Consider the following 17,070-nt stretch of genomic DNA (forward strand, 5'->3'; position numbering starts at 1 on the left):
GCTACACTGGCTTCACGTTGCACGGTCGCGTGGTGTCAGCACAACGGGCCGGATGGTGGGCTTTGTTGCCTATATTCTTTAGAATAGCGTTCGTTTTTGCCGCTCAGGAACGGATTCTTTTCGCGTTTATGACAACCAACTCTCACGTCCCCAAGCAGCCGTTGCCATCGCTTGCAGTCGCTGCGATCGGCGTGGTGTTCGGGGATATCGGCACAAGCCCGCTCTACTCGCTGAAAGAAGCCTTCAGCCCCTCCCACGGCATTCCCCTTACCGAAAGTTCCATTCTCGGCGTGATCTCGCTGCTGTTCTGGGCGATTATCGTCGTCGTGAGCATCAAGTACGTGATGTTCGTGATGCGCGCCGACAATAACGGCGAGGGCGGCGTACTCGCGCTGATGGCGCTGGCGCTGCGCTCGCTAGACACGAAGAGCAGGGCCGCGGGCCTGCTGGTGGCACTGGGCATCTTTGGCGCCTGCATGTTCTACGGCGACGCCGTGATCACGCCCGCCATTTCGGTGATGTCGGCGGTCGAAGGTCTGGAGATCGCCGCGCCGAAGCTGTCCCATCTGGTGCTGCCACTGACGATGGTGATCCTCGTGCTGCTGTTCTGGATCCAGCGACACGGCACGGCGATGGTCGGCCGCCTGTTCGGTCCGATCATGGTGCTGTGGTTCGTGACGCTCGCGGTGCTTGGGTTGTCGCACATCGTGCAGTCGCCGGAAGTGATCAAGGCGCTCAATCCGTACTACGCGTTCTCGTTCATGTCTGCGCACGTGCTGCAGGCGTACGTGGTGCTCGGTTCTGTCGTGCTGGTGCTGACGGGCGCGGAAGCGCTCTATGCCGACATGGGCCACTTCGGTGCCGCGCCGATTCGCTGCGCGTGGTATGCGCTCGTGATGCCGTCGCTGGTGCTGAACTACTTCGGCCAGGGCGCGCTGCTGATGCACGATCCGAAGGCGATCGAAAACCCGTTCTTCCTGCTCGCGCCTGACTGGGCGCTGCTGCCTTTGGTGGTGCTGTCGACGGTCGCGACGGTGATCGCCTCGCAAGCCGTAATTTCAGGCGCGTATTCGCTGACGAGCCAGGCGATCCAGCTGGGATACGTGCCGCGCATGAAGATCCTGCACACATCGGAGCTGGCAATCGGGCAGATCTATGTGCCTGTCGTCAACTGGATGCTGCTCTTCATCATTCTGTGCATCGTCATCGCGTTCAAGAGTTCGGACAATCTGGCCGCGGCCTACGGTATTGCCGTGACGGCGACGATGGTGATTACGACGATCCTCGCGAGCGTCGTGATGGTGAAGGTGTGGAACTGGAACAAGGGCGTGGTGGCGCTGATCATCGGCTCGCTGCTGGTGGTCGATCTCGGCTTCTTCGGCGCGAACCTGCTGAAGGTGGCGGAGGGCGGCTGGCTGCCGCTGGGCATTGGTGCGCTGCTGTTCTTCCTGCTGATGACGTGGTTCAAGGGGCGCATGATCGTGAAGGAGCGCACGGCCGCCGACGGTATTCCGCTGATGCCGTTCGTGCAGGGATTGCTCGCGCATCCGCCGCATCGCGTTTCAGGTACGGCGATCTATCTGACGGGTAGTGCGACGCTGGTGCCTGTGAGCCTGTTGCACAACCTGAAGCACAACAAGGTGCTTCATGAGCGGACAATCTTTCTGACGTTTATCACGCGGGATATTCCTTATGTCGATGACAAGGACCGGTTGATCGTCAAGGACGTGAGCGGTGGGCTGTTTCTCGTGAAGGCGGCTTATGGGTTCAACGAGACGCCCGATGTGAAGGCCGTGCTCGAGCAGATCAGTGTGTCGCATGACATGTCGTTCGAGTTGATGGACACGTCGTTCTTTCTTGCGCGTGAGACTGTTGTGCCGACCCAGTTGCCTGGGATGTCGGTGTGGCGTGAGCGTGTGTTCGCATGGATGCATCAGAATGCGGCCAAGCCGACGGATTTTTTTAGTATTCCCGCGAATCGTGTTGTGGAGTTGGGGACTAAGATCGAGATTTGATGTTCTGGTTTTTTGTTTTTGTCTTGCGACGTGGGGGTGGTTTGCTTTTGTTTTCGCTGGCATCCGCGTGATGTATCTGGTTTGCTAGCGTTGCCCCTGTGCGGGGCGGCACCTACTTTTCTTTGCCGCGGCAAAGAAAAGTAGGCAAAAGAAAGCCGCTGAACACCGCGAGCTCTTGTAATTGCCCACGGGTCCTCAACGGCCCCGTCCTGTCCGCGATATCTCCCTTCTCGATGCCCGCTGCCAACGCTTCGAATTGGCTCATCACCCGCTTCACGTGCCCGCGTCGCCACACGCGCGATCAATTCGCTTACGTTCTCTATAGCGGCAAACTGTGTGTAGGCAGTCGCGGCGTATGCGCTTCACTCCGGACTGAAAAAGGACCTTCGGTGTCGTAGGGGCGCTGAGGTGTGAAGCACTACGACCTACACACAGTTTGCCACCTGGGCGGCATTAACTATTCGCTGCCATTGGCTGTGCTATGGGTGCTTGAAGTGGGTGAGGCGCTTATTCGAGGCGTTGGTAACGGGCATTGAATGGCAGGACGCCGTGTGAAGCGGAAGACCGGTTGCGGGCCCTCAGGCAGTGCTCAAGAATTGGCGGTGTTAGCCCGCTTTCTTTGCTTACTTTCTTTGCGGCGGCAAAGAAAGTAAGTGCCGCCCCGCACAGGGGCAACGCCTGCGCCGCGTAGGCGCCACGCGGATGCCAGCGCAGAGCTAAAACCCATCAAAACCAAACACAAACGGGGCAAGACGGGGCAGAACCCCGCCCAAACCTCATCGCTTCAATTTGGCAAACGCCGCCGCCATAGCATTAACAGTCTCCGGCTCACGTGAAGAGCGCTGCTGCGAACGTCCAGCGCCAGCAGAAGAAGAACGTCCACCGCGATCCTGCTGCCCACCCGAACGCCCCGCCGGCGAAGAGGCAGAAGCCACATCATCATCCATCCGCATGGTCAACGAGATCCGCTGACGCTTGACGTCAACCTCCAGCACCTTGACCTTGACGATCTGCCCGGCCTTCACGACTTCGTGCGGATCCTTGATGAACTTCGTCGACATCGCCGATACGTGCACCAACCCATCCTGATGCACGCCAATATCGATAAACGCACCGAACGCAGCCACGTTGGTCACAACGCCTTCCAGCACCATGCCCGGCGACAGATCCGAAATCTTCTCGACGCCTTCACGGAACGTTGCCGTCTTGAACTCGGGTCGCGGATCGCGGCCAGGCTTTTCCAGTTCGGCGAGAATGTCGCGCACAGTCGGCAGACCGAAGCGATCATCGACGAACTCCGCCGGCGACAACCGCGACAGCGAATCGCGATTGCCCAGCACTTCGCCGATGTTCTTGCTGATCTTCGCAAGCATCCGCTCGACAACGGGATACGCTTCCGGGTGGACCGACGAGCGATCCAGCGGATTCTCACCGCCATTGATCCGCAAAAAGCCCGCTGCCTGCTCGAACGTCTTGTCGCCCAGACGCGGCACCTTGCGCAGATGATCGCGCGTCGGGAACGGACCATTTGCATCGCGATAGTCGACGATGTTGCGCGCGAGTGTCGCATTCAGCCCCGACACGCGCGCGAGCAGCGCAACAGAAGCCGTGTTCGCATCCACGCCCACGGCGTTCACGCAGTCTTCGACGACGGCATCGAGCGAGCGCGCGAGCTCGCGCTGGTTCACATCGTGCTGATACTGGCCGACGCCGATTGCCTTCGGTTCGATCTTCACGAGCTCGGCGAGCGGATCCTGCAGACGCCGCGCAATCGACACCGCGCCGCGCAGCGACACGTCCATGTCCGGGAATTCCTTCGCCGCAAGCTCCGAAGCCGAGTACACGGAAGCGCCCGCTTCCGACACGACGATCTTCTGCAGCTTGAGTTCGGGATGGCGCGTCATCAGTTCGCTGGCGAGCTTGTCCGTTTCGCGCGATGCCGTACCGTTGCCGATGCTGACCAGCTCTGCCTGGGTCGCCGCGGCGATGCGCGCGAGCTTCGCGATCGAGCCGTCCCAGTCGCGACGCGGCTCGTGCGGGTAGATCGTGTCGGTAGCCAGCACCTTGCCCGTGCGGTCGACGACGGCCACCTTCACGCCCGTACGCAGACCCGGATCGAGACCGATAACCGCCTTCGGGCCGGCCGGCGCGGCCAGCAGAAGATCCTTCAGATTGCGCGCGAACACGCGGATCGCTTCGCTTTCGGCTTCTTCGCGCAGATTGGTCAGCAGTTCGTTTTCGATGTGCGGCTGCACCTTCACGCGCCAGCACCAGCGGCACACGTCCGAGAGCCATTTGTCCGCCGGACGGCCCTGATTGGCAATGCCGAAGTGGCGCGCGATCATCGCTTCGCCCGGATGCGGCACCTGCGCGTCGAGTTCTTCGCCGAGGCCCAGCTTGATCATCAGCACGCCCGCATTGCGGCCGCGGAAGAGGGCCAGCGCGCGGTGCGACGGCACGGTGCGGATCGTTTCCGAATAGTCGTAGTAGTCGCGGAATTTCTCGCCTTCTTCGCCTTCCTTGCCCTCGACCACCACCGAACTCACCACGCCCTGATTGAACAGGTAGTCGCGCAGCTTGCCGAGCACTTCGGCCGTTTCGCCGAACTGCTCGGAGAGAATGTCGCGCGCGCCGTCGAGCGCGGCCTTGACGTCGGCGACACCCTTTTCGGCATCGACGTATTGCGCGGCTTCCGTCTGCGGATCGAGCAGCGGATTGGCGAGCAGCGCATCGGCGAGCGGCTGCAGGCCGGCTTCGCGGGCGATCTGCGCGCGCGTGCGGCGCTTCGGCTTGTACGGCAGGTAGAGGTCTTCCAGCACCTGCTTGCTGTCGGCGGCTTCGATCGCGGTGCGCAGTTCGTCGGTCAGCTTGCCTTGCTCGTCGATGCTCGCGGTGATCGTCGCGCGACGATCTTCGAGTTCGCGCAGATAGAGCAGGCGTTCTTCGAGCGTGCGCAGTTGCGTGTCGTCGAGATTGCCGGTGACTTCCTTCCGGTACCGGGCGATAAACGGAACAGTCGCTCCTTCATCGAGTAGTTCGACCGCGGCCGCGACCTGGCGCGGCTGGACAGTCAGTTCGGTGGCGATGCGCTGTACGATCTTGAGTGCTACGGTGTCCGTCATAGGGTCTTGATGTTCCTGCCGGATTCGACTGTGGCCGCGCTGCGCCGAACGCACGGCGGGCCGGGTTGCTGAAAAGTCGTCAAAGCTCGTGAAAGCTTGTTGAAGCGGGGCATTTTGCCATAAATGACCGAGCGCTCAACCGCGGGGTGATAGAATTTCAGGCATGTTCCGTTGCCCATCTACGACGTTGCCGACCTCACGCCTCACGTCCGGAAATCTGCCCGGATCTTTCCGCCGATCTCCGCTCGCATCGCCCGTTTTCGGGGTTCAGGTTGCTTCCGCGGCCGCCGTCGCCTTCGGGCTGGCCGCGTCCGTGCGGCGTGTCGCGCTTGCCGCGTCGCTTGCATTCGCCGGCTGCGCGGCGCTCGCGCCCACGTTTGCCGAAGCGCAGCAAAGTCCCGTTGCGGCTTCTGCTCCCGACGCAGCTTCGTCCGTTCCCGCTGCGAACGATTTCGAAGCGCGCCAAAAGACGCTCGATACCCGCACGGCAGACAACAACTACCGTTACGCGGTCGCCGAGCACAACTGTTATAGCAAGTTTTTCGTCAATCATTGCCTGAATTCGGCGCGTGACGACATGCGCGTCGTCGCTGCCGATATCCGCAAGGAGCAGCTCGCGCTCGACGACGAAAAGCGCGTCGAACACGCGCGTCAGCGCGACGAACAGGCTGCGATCAAGCGCGCGCAGAACGAGGCGGACGCACCGGCTCGCGCTGCGCAGGACGCACGCAACGCACAGGCGTACGACGACAAGCAGCGTCAGCATCAGCTAAACCAGGCGCAGCGCGAGGCGGAAGCGCCGCAGCGTGCCGCGAACGAGAAGTCGTTCCAGCAGAAGCAGCAACAGCACGCGATCGATCAGGCGCAGCGCGGCATCTCGCCCTCGCAGGCAGCCGCGAACCAGAAGGCCTACGATGCGAAGCAGGCCGACTTCCAGCGCAAGCTCGACGAGGCGCATCAGCAGGCTGCGCAGAAGGCCCAGGAGCGCGTCGAGAAGCAGCAGCGCTTCGAGCAGAAGCAGACGGAAGCGACGCAGCACAAGGCCGATGTCGAGACGCGCCAGAAGCAGGCGGCCGACAAGGCTAAACAGAAGCAGGAAGATCAGGCCAGGCAGCAACAGCAGCTCGAGCAGCAACAGAAACAGCAGCAACAGCAGTAGCAATTGCAGTCGCCGCGCAAATCTGCGCGGCATCATGCATCATCAGTCAGCAACAGCCGTAACGCGTTTCAGGCCGGACAGCAACCTCGAGCGGAGCGACCGCGCAGCGCGGCCTTCGCCATTTCGAAAGAGGAGGCGAGCATGCGCGACCATCATCGCGTCATCAACTCGGACACATTGCGCGACCGTATTCTGCAACTGGAAACGGAGCATAGTGGGCTTGATCGGTTGATCGACAAAATGGCCGAGGACCCCGGCATCGACGACCTCGAGATCCAGCGCCTGAAAAAGCGCAAGCTCAAGGTCAAGGACACCATCATCTTGCTGCAATTGCAGCTTGAACCCGAAGCACGCAACTGACGCGGCCTGGCAGGCGCCGGCCCCGTTCAGCATGTGGCGCGCCGGACTTTGCAGGAATCGCTTGCCTTGAATTCATCGCTTCAATCTTCTTCCCGGACTGAGTCGGCGGTTGCCGACGAGTCGGGCGCCGTCGCGAAACCGGCATCGGGCGGCGGCGCGCTGGCCGCATCGCTGAGTCACAAGCGGTCGTCCGAACTCGCTGATATCTTCGCCGCCGACGGGCTGCTCGCGCGTCAGATCGACGGCTACCGGCCGCGTGCGTCGCAGATCGAGATGTCGCGCGCGGTCGCCGCGGCGATGGAAGCATCGGGCCGCGCGATGCCCGAGCCCGCAATGTTCGAGGCGCAAAAGCGTCCAGCGCGGCGTTTGCAACAGTCGGCATCGGCGCAGTCGGCGCCCGACGACGCAGCGGAGACGGAAAGCAGCCAGGAAGGCGGCGAAAACACGCTGATCGTCGAGGCGGGCACTGGCACCGGCAAGACCTATGCGTATCTGGTGCCCGCGATGCTGTGGGGCGGCAAGGTCATCGTTTCGACGGGCACCAAGCATCTTCAGGATCAGCTCTTTCAACGCGATATTCCGACCGTGCGCGACGCGCTCGCCGTGCCCGTGTCGATCGCGATGCTCAAAGGCCGCGCGAACTATCTGTGTCACTACTATCTGCAACGCACGGCCGACAACGGCCGGCTGCCGTCGCGGCAGGAAACGTCGTATTTGCAGGACATCATCCGCTTCGCGAAGATCACGCGCACGGGTGACAAGGCCGAACTCGCGAGCGTGCCGGAGACGGCTGCCGTGTGGTCCATGGTGACCTCGACGCGTGACAACTGTCTCGGCCAGGAGTGTCCGCACTACAAGGACTGCTTCGTGATGCAGGCGCGCCGCGAGGCGCAGCAGGCCGATATCGTGGTCGTGAATCACCATCTGTTCTTCGCCGACATCATGTTGCGCGATACGGGCATGGCCGAACTGCTGCCGACCGCGAACACCGTGATCTTCGACGAAGCGCATCAGCTACCCGAAACCGCGACGCTGTTCTTCGGTGAAACGCTGTCGACCACGCAGTTTCTCGAACTCGCGCGTGACTCCGTGGCCGAAGGGCTGGGCCACGCACGCGATGCCGTCGACTGGGTGAAGCTCGGCGCTGCGTTGGAGCGTTCGGCGCGCGATGTGCGGCTCGCGTTCAAGGAAGATTCGGTGCGTCTGTCGATCGGCCAGTTGCCCGACGATCATCCGCTGTTCCCGGCGCTCGAGGCCGTGGAAACCGAACTCGATGCGCTGGCAAGCGCGCTCGCCGGGCAGTCCGAACGCGCCGAATCGTTGGCCGCGTTGTTGCGCCGCGCGCGCGAGTTGCAGGAGGTGCTGTCGGGTTGGACCACGCCGCCGACGGAAGCCGAACGCGATGCGGCGTCCGATTCCGCGTCCACGGCCGAGAAAAGCGATCCGAACGAAAAGGTCCGCTGGATCGAAGTGTTCTCGCATACGGTGCAGCTGCATGAAACGCCGCTGTCCGTCGCGCCTATCTTCGCGAAGCAGCGCGCGGGCGTGCCGCGCGCGTGGGTGTTCACGTCGGCCACGCTGTCGGTGCGCGGCGACTTCACGCACTATGCTGCGCAGATGGGGCTCAATTCGCGCCGCTCGATGACGCTGCCGAGTCCATTCGATTACGGCACGCAGGGCTTGCTCTACGTGCCGCGCAATCTGCCGCAGCCATCCTCCCCGATGTTCACCGACGCCGTGTTCGACGCCGCGTTGCCCGCGATCGAAGCGTCGGGTGGCGGGGTGTTCATGCTGTGCACTACGCTGCGTGCCGTCGATCGCATTGCATCGAAGCTGCGCGATGTCATCGAGTCGCGTGGCTGGAATATGCCGTTACTCGTGCAAGGCGACGCAAGCCGCACGGAACTGCTCGATCGCTTCCGTTCTTATGGCAACGCGATTCTCGTAGGAAGCCAGAGTTTCTGGGAAGGCGTCGACGTGCGCGGCGACGCACTGTCGCTCGTCGTAATCGACAAGCTGCCGTTTGCCCCGCCGGATGATCCTGTGCTGTCCGCGCGGCTCGATGCGCTGACGAAGAAGGGCTTGAGTCCGTTTGCCGTGCACCAGTTGCCACAGGCCGTGATTACGCTCAAGCAGGGCGCGGGGCGCCTGATCCGCTCGGAGACCGATCGTGGCGTGCTGATGATCTGCGACACGCGCCTCGTCGACAAACCGTATGGCCGCCGGATATGGCAGAGCCTGCCGCCGTTCAAGCGCACGCGAGAAATGGATGTCGTGCGCGAGTTTTTCGAAGAGAACGCACAGGCCTGAAAGGTGTAGCAAGGCGCTCGTTGCATCGAAACACAATGTTGCCGATGCAACGGGCAAATCATTGCGCCTAAAGCGAGGAATAAGCGAGAAATACCTGATGTGGATTAAAACCACGAGAAGCTAAAAACATCGAATACATGCGAGCGGGATAATCGCGATTAATTTCGATGCATAAAACAAAACGCCACGAGTTGAACTCGTGGCGTTTTGTTTTGCCCGGGAAGCCCTCGGACTTCCCGTTGCAAGTTCGCCCTAAAGGCGAACCCTCTGCTACAGCTTACTGGCTTGCGCCCGAAGCCGGAGCAGCTGCCGAAGCAGCAGCGTCCGAAGCAGCAGCGGTTGCGTCCGAAGCAGCAGCCGTAGCCGAAGCAGCAGCGTCGCTCGCAGCAGCAGCAGCGCCCGAAGCAGCAGCAGCCGAATCCGAAGCAGCAGCAGCCGGTGCCGAAGCGGCAGCAGCGTCGCTAGCCGGGGCAGCTGCCTGGTCGCTGCTCTTGTTGCATGCAGCCAGTGCCACAGCTGCCAACAGGGATGCTACGAGGAGGGATTTCTTCATGATCACGTCCTTTTATGGTTAAAGGTAAGCAACAGCGCAAAATAATACCGGTAATGTGCTCCAACACCGACCTGGGCCGCTGGTGGAGACCGCACTTCATGAGCGTGAATCTTCCCTACGGCTTGGGCGGAAATTATATGCACTTTCGTATCGACCGTCGACAAATCCGGGGCCAATACGTTGTCTTTCTCAGACAAATTTTCGCTATACGGTATGACAGCGGAGCGAATCTTATCTCAGTTCACCCATCTGTATCCAGCCCGCACGATACCACTCGTGTAGCAAGGATGTCATCGACGAATGCTGTGAGAGTGTTACAAAGCGTTTCGCACTCAGATAGCGGTTATCGGCGAGTTCAATCACCCAGCTTTTCACGCCCGACAGCCTGCTTTCTTCTCCATTCAGGTAGTAAGAGCGGTTGTCGTAAAGCAGCACAGTCTTGCGATCGAGACGCACGCCATCCTTGCTTGCGCGCTTGATAAACCGCGCTTCATCGAGCGGACGTTCCGGTGCGTCGAATACGACACTCGGCTTCGGCTCGCTCAGATAGGTGCCGAGGAACGACGACACATCCTTCTCGCTCCAGTCGATCTTAGCAAGGATCGCGCCCACCCGGTCGACAAGGGCGGCCGGCAGCGCAGCAGGCTTTGCGACAGCGGGCTGCTGCGGGTCGCGATAGAGGGCGGTTGCGTCCGGTGAGCCAGCCGCTTCGCCACGCTCTGCAAGGTAGTACAGGAACTGCGCGGCGAGCTCGGACGTCGACGGTGCGCGAAAGCCGATTGAACACGTCATGCATTCGCCTTCCGCGACGCCGTCGTGCGCGATGTGTGGCGGCAGGTAAAGCATGTCACCGGGCTCCAGCACCCATTCCTCTTCCGGTTCGAAGTGTTGTAGAACTTTCAAAGGCAAGCCGGGTTGCAATGACAGATCGCGCTGCGCGCCAACGCGCCAGCGGCGCTTGCCATGCACCTGCAACAGGAAGACATCGTAAGAGTCGAAGTGCGGACCAACGCCGCCGCCGTCCGTCGCGTACGAAATCATCAGGTCGTCGAGGCGGGCGTCGGGCACGAAGCGAAAACGGTCAAGTAATGCGCGCGCGCGGTCGTTATGCAGATCGGCGCCTTGCACGAGCAGCGTCCACGCACGCTGTTTGACGGACGGCAACTCGTCTGCAGCAAACGGGCCATGCTCGAGTTGCCATTTGTTGCGAAAGTGCGTGATAAGGCGTGACTCGACTTCGTCCTGATCGGCGAGATCGAACAGTTCGTCGCGCGAGAGCGGCGCGGCGATATCCGGAATGGCCTGGCGGATCAGCAGCGGCTTTTTCTGCCAGTAGCGCCGCATGAACTGCGACGGCGTCAGGTTGCCGAGCAACGACGTAGGCTGATCTGGCGAGGGCGCGGAAGACACAGAAACGGGAGTCGGGGAAGGGCGCGCTGAAGCTTTGCCAGCGGGGTAGTCAGGGGGCCGCACGGGCATCGTATAATGTGAGTCGTAATCTGGAGAATCGAATGAAAATCGCAAAGAACACCGTCGTATCGGTCGCTTACAAGCTGTCGGATGCGCAAGGCAATCTGATCGAGGAAAGCGACGAGCCGATGGTTTATCTGCACGGCGGCTATGATGGCACGTTCCCCAAGATCGAGGAAGAGCTCGACGGCCATGAGCCCGGCTTCGAAACCCAGATCCAGCTGGAGCCGGGCGACGCGTTCGGCGACTACGATCCGGAACTCGTGAAGATCGAGCCGCGCAGCCGTTTTCCCGAGCCGCTCGAAGTCGGCATGCAATTCGAAGGCACGCCGGAAGAGGGCGATGAAGATATCGATTCGCTGATCTACACGGTGACGGACGTCGCCGAAGACAAGGTCGTGCTCGACGGCAATCATCCGCTCGCAGGTATGGCGCTGCGTTTCAGCCTGACGGTGAAAGACGTGCGCGACGCGACGGAAGACGAAATCCAGCACGAACATGCACACGGCGCGAGCGGCCTCGAAATTGTCGATGAAGACGATGACGAAGACGATTCCGACGACGCTGAGCCGTCAAAGCCGACGCTGCACTGAGTTCGTCGAGTAGAAGTTCGAGCGACGGTGTGCTTCACGAAGCGGGCGCGTAAGCGCCCGTTGTCATATCTGGTCGGCGTGCTGCAGCGCTACATGTTGCCGTTGCCTTTGTTCGTCCCACTCACGCCGTTGCCGGAATCCGGCGACGGCGATGGTGTCGGCTCGGGCAGAATCGGCGGCAGTTCAGATGCAGGTGCGAAGTCCGGCACGGCGGGCATCGACGGCGGCATCGGTGGCGCGGCGTTTTCGTTATGCGATGGCAGCGTGGGCGCTGCGGGCAGCGGCATGTTCTTCGGCACATCGCGCACAGTCACGCGAAACGGCGGCCGTTTGTCCAGCTCGACATCGATCTGTACCCACTGATTCTGAGGACTGCGCGGCGCGAACGCGATGCGCGTCAGATTGGTCACCAGATCGCCTTTGTCGTTCCGCAAAGGCTGGTCGATCATGAAGCCCGTGTGTGATCTGTCGTCATCCTGATGAATCACGACGACAGGTCCATGAAACGTCTCGGCCAGCTTCACGAGGCTGCGCTTGAATTCCATGAATCCGTCGCGTTTCGAACGATGCCCGAAGCGCAGCCACGCAAAGCGCTCGGGCCGCTCGTAGCGTTCGGGATCGAAGTCGCCCTGAACCAGCACGACGATCGCGCGCGCGCCACGGCGCTTTGCATATTCGGCGGCATGATCGAGCCAGAACGCATTCGCGATCACGCGGTCTTCGAACTCGCCATTGCGCCCGCCCGCGTACAGAAAGTGATTGTTCGGCCCTGGCACATTCAGGCCGACGAACACGGTATCGCCGACCAGCCAGCGCACATTCTCGCGATAAGGCCGAAATCGCGACACTTCGCTTTCGCGCGCGAGCGGAATCGGATTCTGTCCCATCGATGAAGCATCGGCGAACAGCGTCTGCCGCAACAGATCGAGACGCTCGACGGGATCGTAGCTGCCGGCTTCAGCGGTGCCGCAATCCGTCCAGTCATGTTGACCGGGAATGAACACGAGCGCTGCTTTCGACGTTTCGAGCAGCGTATGGCGCGTCTCGAATAGCGAATCGCGGCACGCTTCCTTGCCGCTTTTCAGGTTGCCGTCGTAGACGATGAACGAGACGTCGGAATCGCGTCCAATTGCATCGAGCAGGCGCTGTGTGAGCGCTTCGTCGGCAGAACCTTGCAGCGTGCCGCCGATGACCGCGAACGCGTAGTGCGGCGCCGGATCCTTGGCGAGCGCGATGCCGGCTTGCATCGCCAGCAACAGCGCAACTGCGAGGACGGCCGCGCGCCCCGCGCCGCGCGAGCGGCGAGGGCGGCACGGCGCGAGACAAGCGCGCGTGTCAGTGCGGCGCATCTGGCGACTTGGCCAGTTCATGCAGTTCGAACAGCAGGTCGAGCGCGTCGCGCGGGCGCAGATCGTTCGGATCGATGTCGCGCAGACGTTCGACGAGTGCTTGCGTCGCAGGATCGAGCGCCGGCGCGGGCGGTTCGTCGTCGGCGTCTTCAAGCATCGCGATGGGCGCGGCGAACAGATCGAGTTGCGGCGCCGGCTGTGCGGCCGACTGCTGCTCCAGATACGCGAGATGCTTGCGCGCCGCACGGATCACGGCGTTCGGCACACCCGCGAGCTGCGCGACCTGCAGGCCGTAGCTCTGATTCGCGGGACCTTCGTTGACGGCATGCAGGAACACGATGCCATGCCCATGTTCGACCGCCGACAGATGCACGTTCGCCGCATGTGGAAACTCGGCAGGCAACTGCGTCAACTCGAAATAGTGTGTCGCGAACAGCGTGTGACAGCCGTTGTGTGCCAGCAGATGCCGCGCGATGGCCCACGCCAGCGCGAGGCCGTCGAACGTCGACGTGCCGCGGCCAATTTCATCCATCAGCACGAGGCTTTGCGGCGTTGCGTCGTTCAGGATCGCAGCGGCTTCCGTCATCTCGACCATGAAGGTCGAGCGGCCGCCGGCCAGATCGTCCGCGGCACCGATACGCGTAAAGATGCGGTCGATCGGACCGAATGACGCGCGGCGCGCGGGCACGTAGCTGCCCACATACGCCAACAGCGCAATCAGCGCCGTCTGACGCATGAAGGTCGACTTACCGCCCATGTTCGGGCCGGTGATCAGCAGCAGTTTGCGTTCGGGATTGAGCACGCAGTCGTTCGCGATGAACTGTTCGACCTGCGCTTCGACCACCGGATGCCGGCCCTGTTCGATATCGATGCCGCCCGTGGGCGTGAAGCTCGGCGCGACCCAGTCGAGCGCACGTGCCCGCTCGGCGAACGCGGCCAGCAGATCGAGTTCGCCGAGCGCCGACGCTACGCGCTGGCAATCGGCGATGAACGGCAGCAGTGCCTGCAGCAGTGCGTCGTACAACGCCTTTTCACGTGCAAGCGCGCGTTCCTGCGCCGACAGTGCCTTGTCTTCGAAGGTTTTCAGCTCGGGCGTGATGTAGCGCTCGGCGTTCTTCAGCGTCTGACGACGGCGATAGTCGTCGGGCACCTTGTCGGTCTGGCCGCGCGTCACTTCGATATAGAAGCCGTGCACCTTGTTGTATTCGACGCGCAGATTGTTGATGCCCGTCCGCGCACGCTCACGCGTTTCGAGATCAATCAGGAACTGTCCGCAGTTCTCCGAAATGTCTCGCAATTCGTCGAGTTCCGCGTCGTAGCCGCGCGCGATTACGCCGCCGTCTCGTACCATCGCCGCAGGCTCCGGCGCAACCGCAAGCTTCAGCAGATCGACGCATTCGGCGGGCGGCACCAGCGCCGTGTCGATGCGCGCGAGTGAATCGGCGGCGGCCGTCACGGCCACGAGTTGCGCACGCAGTTCGGGCAACGCGATGAACGTGTCGCGCAGGCTCGACAGATCGCGCGGACGTGCCGACAGCAGCGCAAGCCGACCGGTGATCCGCTCGATATCCGAGATCTGCCGCAGCGCGCTGCGCAGCGAATCGAGGCTGGCTTGGGGCGGCGCGTCGAGCAGCGCGCCGATTGCCTGCTGGCGCGCCTGTGCGAACGATGCATCGCGCGGCGGATGATGCAGCCAGTGACGCAGCAGACGGCTGCCCATCGTTGTGCAGCAGGTGTCGAGCAGCGAGCAGAGCGTTGGCGAATCCGTGCCGCGCAGTGTTTCCGTCAGCTCGAGATTGCGTCGCGTGGACGGATCGAGCCCGATGTATTCCGACTCGTATTCGACTTTCAGGCTGCGCACATGGCGCAACTGCTGGCCTTGCGTCGCCGCTGCGTAAAGCAGCAGCGCGCCCGCTGCACCACATGCGCTCGAAAGCGAATGCGCGCCGAAACCGTCGAGACCCGCAACTTCAAGTTGATCGCACAGTCGCTGCGTACCCGACGCGACGTCGAAGTGCCAGGCCGGAACGCGCGTCGTCGCGCCGAAACCGGTGGGCATGGTCCACGCGTTCGAGTCGGTTGAAGACGGCGCGTCGGCGACGAGAATTTCAGCGGGGCGGATACGTTCGAGCGCAGTTGCGACCTGATCGGGCGCGACTTCCGCGAGGCGCAGCGCGCCGCTGGCCAGATTGAGCCACGCGAGGCCGATCGTCGTCACGACGCCGCGGCGGTTGTGTCCGGCGCAGACGGCGAGCAGGTAGTTGTCGTTCTTGTCGTTGAGCAGCGCGGCGTCCGTCAGCGTACCGGGCGTCACCACGCGCATGACCTTGCGCTCGACAGGACCCTTCGATGTCGCGGGGTCGCCAATCTGCTCGCAGATCGCCACCGATTCGCCGAGCTTCACGAGCTTCGCGAGATATTGCTCGACGGCGTGATGCGGTACGCCCGCCATCTTGATCGGATTGCCGCCCGACGCACCGCGCTGCGTAAGGGTCAGGTCGAGCAGACGCGCGGCCTTTTCGGCGTCTTCGAAGAACAGTTCATAAAAGTCGCCCATCCGGTAGAACACGAGCGTGCCCGGATGCTCCCCTTTAATGCGCAGATACTGCTGCATCATTGGAGTGTGTTGCGCGTTGTCGTTTGCGGCTGCCGTTTGAGTGCCCATCCTCGTGTCTTTCTTGCGTGACTGTCAGGGCGAGAGTTTAACCCGTCGACGGGTCGAGCGAACCTGGCCGGATGGCCAGGGTGTCGTCGAGATATTCACATGCGTAATCTACGCGTATGTTCATTCCTCGATCAGCGCATGCATATCGACCTTGTGCGCATTCGCGGCGCTGCGCCGCTGCGCAAGCCACATCATCCCCGTGATGAACAGCCCGAACACGGCAATGATCCACTCCACGGGCATTTTCGCGGTCAGCAGGATCGCGTAGGCGCCGAGCATCAGCAGCACGGCGAGATTCTGGTTGAAGTTCTGCACGGCGATCGAGTGGCCCGCCGTGAGCAATGTCGCGCCGCGATGCTGGAGAATCGCGTTCATCGGCACGATGAAGAAGCCCGACAGCGCGCCGAGCAGCACCATCAGCGGATACGCGAAGATGATGTAGGCGGGCGCGAACAGTTCGCCCACGCGCAGGCCCGCGTCGGGCGGGAACAGATTCTTGTTGTAGAAGGCCATCGCGATGGCCACGGCTCCCGTAATCAGGCCGACGGGCAACACCTTGAGCGATGCGCGCAACGGAATCCATGCGGCGGCGGCCGCTGCGCCGATTGCGATACCAAGACCGGCTACGCCTTGCATGACGGCCGCTTTCGAGAGAGTCAGCCCGAGATTCGCGTCGGCCCATTTGAGCACCAGCAGCTGCAGCGTGACCGCTCCACCCCACATCAGCGTCGTGACCCACAATGCGATCTGCGCGAGACGGTCGGCCCACAGCACGTTGAAGCAGCGCACGAACTCGCCGACCAGTTCACCGGGCTCCGTCAGCCGGTTCGGATAGCGCGCGCCCGTATCGGGAATGCCTACATTGAGCGCTGCGGCGATCGCGTAGGTGATCATCACGGCGAGCATCGCGAGATCGGCGGCGGAATGGATCAGCGGCCAGTGCGCATGCTGCACGAAACGCGACGCGTAGGTGCTGATCAGCGCGCCGCCCAGCATCGTGCCGACGATGGTCGACAGCACGGTCGCCGATTCGAGCCACGCGTTCGCGGCGACCAGCCGGTCGGCGGGCAGCAACTCGGTGAGAATGCCGTATTTGGCGGGCGAGTACGCGGCCGCGCCGAAGCCGACCACGCCGTAAGCGATCATCGGATGCACGCCACCGATCATCAGAAGACAGCCGCCCGCCTTCAGCGCGTTCGAGACGAACATCACGTGGCGCTTTTGCAGCGCGTCGGCGAATGCGCCGACGAACGGTGCGAGCAGCACGTAGGAGATCGTGAAGAAGATCTGCAGCAGCGGCGTGATCCACGCGGGCGAACGGATCTCGGTGAGCAGCGCGATGGCCGCGATCAGCAGCGCGTTATCGGCGAGCGACGACACGAACTGTGCCGCGATGATCGTGTAGAAACCTTTCTTCATGGTCCCGATTGGAACACAGCGCCCGCAATCTTGCCTTTGACGCACGCGCCGGGTT

Annotated in this window: 12 protein-coding genes; 5 read left to right on the forward strand and 7 right to left on the reverse strand. The window is 62.3% G+C overall.

The window, feature by feature from the left end:
- The first annotated feature begins 128 nt into the window (after positions 1-128).
- Positions 129-2,015 (forward strand): potassium transporter Kup, encoded by a 1,887-nt coding sequence (locus G3O01_RS18565; protein WP_205806598.1) that lies wholly within the window; start codon positions 129-131, stop codon positions 2,013-2,015.
- Positions 2,016-2,127: 112 nt separating this feature from the next.
- On the opposite strand, the gene G3O01_RS18570 is transcribed toward G3O01_RS18565, so the two are convergent.
- Both G3O01_RS18570 and G3O01_RS18575 read right to left on the reverse strand, forming a co-directional pair.
- Complete coding sequence (locus tag G3O01_RS18570) at positions 2,128-2,280, reverse strand: hypothetical protein (RefSeq protein WP_205806599.1); 153 nt, start codon at positions 2,278-2,280, stop codon at positions 2,128-2,130.
- 511 nt (positions 2,281-2,791) lie between these two features.
- Complete coding sequence (locus G3O01_RS18575) at positions 2,792-5,137, reverse strand: Tex family protein (RefSeq protein WP_205806600.1); 2,346 nt, start codon at positions 5,135-5,137, stop codon at positions 2,792-2,794.
- 163 nt (positions 5,138-5,300) lie between these two features.
- Here G3O01_RS18575 and G3O01_RS18580 point away from each other — a divergent pair, with 163 nt between their 5' ends.
- From G3O01_RS18580 to G3O01_RS18590, 3 genes are all read left to right on the forward strand, one after another.
- Positions 5,301-6,296 (forward strand): colicin transporter, encoded by a 996-nt coding sequence (locus G3O01_RS18580; RefSeq protein ID WP_205806601.1) that lies wholly within the window; start codon positions 5,301-5,303, stop codon positions 6,294-6,296.
- Positions 6,297-6,437: 141 nt separating this feature from the next.
- The gene (locus tag G3O01_RS18585; protein ID WP_205806662.1) at positions 6,438-6,656 is read left to right on the forward strand and encodes a DUF465 domain-containing protein; all 219 of its coding nucleotides are present in this window, start codon (positions 6,438-6,440) and stop codon (positions 6,654-6,656) included.
- Between the two features lie 66 nt (positions 6,657-6,722).
- Positions 6,723-8,966 (forward strand): ATP-dependent DNA helicase, encoded by a 2,244-nt coding sequence (locus G3O01_RS18590; RefSeq protein ID WP_205806602.1) that lies wholly within the window; start codon positions 6,723-6,725, stop codon positions 8,964-8,966.
- 277 nt (positions 8,967-9,243) lie between these two features.
- On the opposite strand, the gene G3O01_RS18595 is transcribed toward G3O01_RS18590, so the two are convergent.
- Both G3O01_RS18595 and G3O01_RS18600 read right to left on the reverse strand, forming a co-directional pair.
- Positions 9,244-9,519, reverse strand: coding sequence for a hypothetical protein (locus G3O01_RS18595; RefSeq protein WP_205806603.1), 276 nt, complete (start codon positions 9,517-9,519; stop codon positions 9,244-9,246).
- Positions 9,520-9,750: 231 nt separating this feature from the next.
- Entirely contained in the window at positions 9,751-10,998 is a 1,248-nt protein-coding gene (locus G3O01_RS18600) for a cupin domain-containing protein (RefSeq protein ID WP_205806604.1), read from the reverse strand.
- Positions 10,999-11,030: 32 nt separating this feature from the next.
- On the opposite strand from G3O01_RS18600, the gene G3O01_RS18605 reads away from it, so the two are divergent.
- Positions 11,031-11,582: a peptidylprolyl isomerase gene (locus G3O01_RS18605; protein WP_205806605.1), complete on the forward strand. Its 552-nt coding sequence runs from the start codon at positions 11,031-11,033 to the stop codon at positions 11,580-11,582.
- An 89-nt stretch (positions 11,583-11,671) separates the two neighbouring features.
- On the opposite strand, the gene G3O01_RS18610 is transcribed toward G3O01_RS18605, so the two are convergent.
- From G3O01_RS18610 to lplT, 3 genes are all read right to left on the reverse strand, one after another.
- A complete protein-coding gene (locus tag G3O01_RS18610) occupies positions 11,672-12,931 on the reverse strand; it encodes a hypothetical protein (RefSeq protein ID WP_205806663.1) in 1,260 nt (419 codons plus the stop codon).
- Complete coding sequence (mutS, locus tag G3O01_RS18615) at positions 12,918-15,596, reverse strand: DNA mismatch repair protein MutS (protein WP_205806606.1); 2,679 nt, start codon at positions 15,594-15,596, stop codon at positions 12,918-12,920. The genes G3O01_RS18610 and mutS overlap by 14 nt, the downstream gene beginning before the upstream one ends.
- A 120-nt stretch (positions 15,597-15,716) precedes the next feature.
- A complete protein-coding gene (gene lplT / locus G3O01_RS18620; RefSeq protein ID WP_205806607.1) occupies positions 15,717-17,015 on the reverse strand; it encodes a lysophospholipid transporter LplT in 1,299 nt (432 codons plus the stop codon).
- Between the last annotated feature and the right edge of the window lie 55 nt (positions 17,016-17,070).

This window comes from Burkholderia sp. Ac-20365 (assembly GCF_017104715.1).
Taxonomy (GTDB): Bacteria; Pseudomonadota; Gammaproteobacteria; order Burkholderiales; family Burkholderiaceae; genus Paraburkholderia.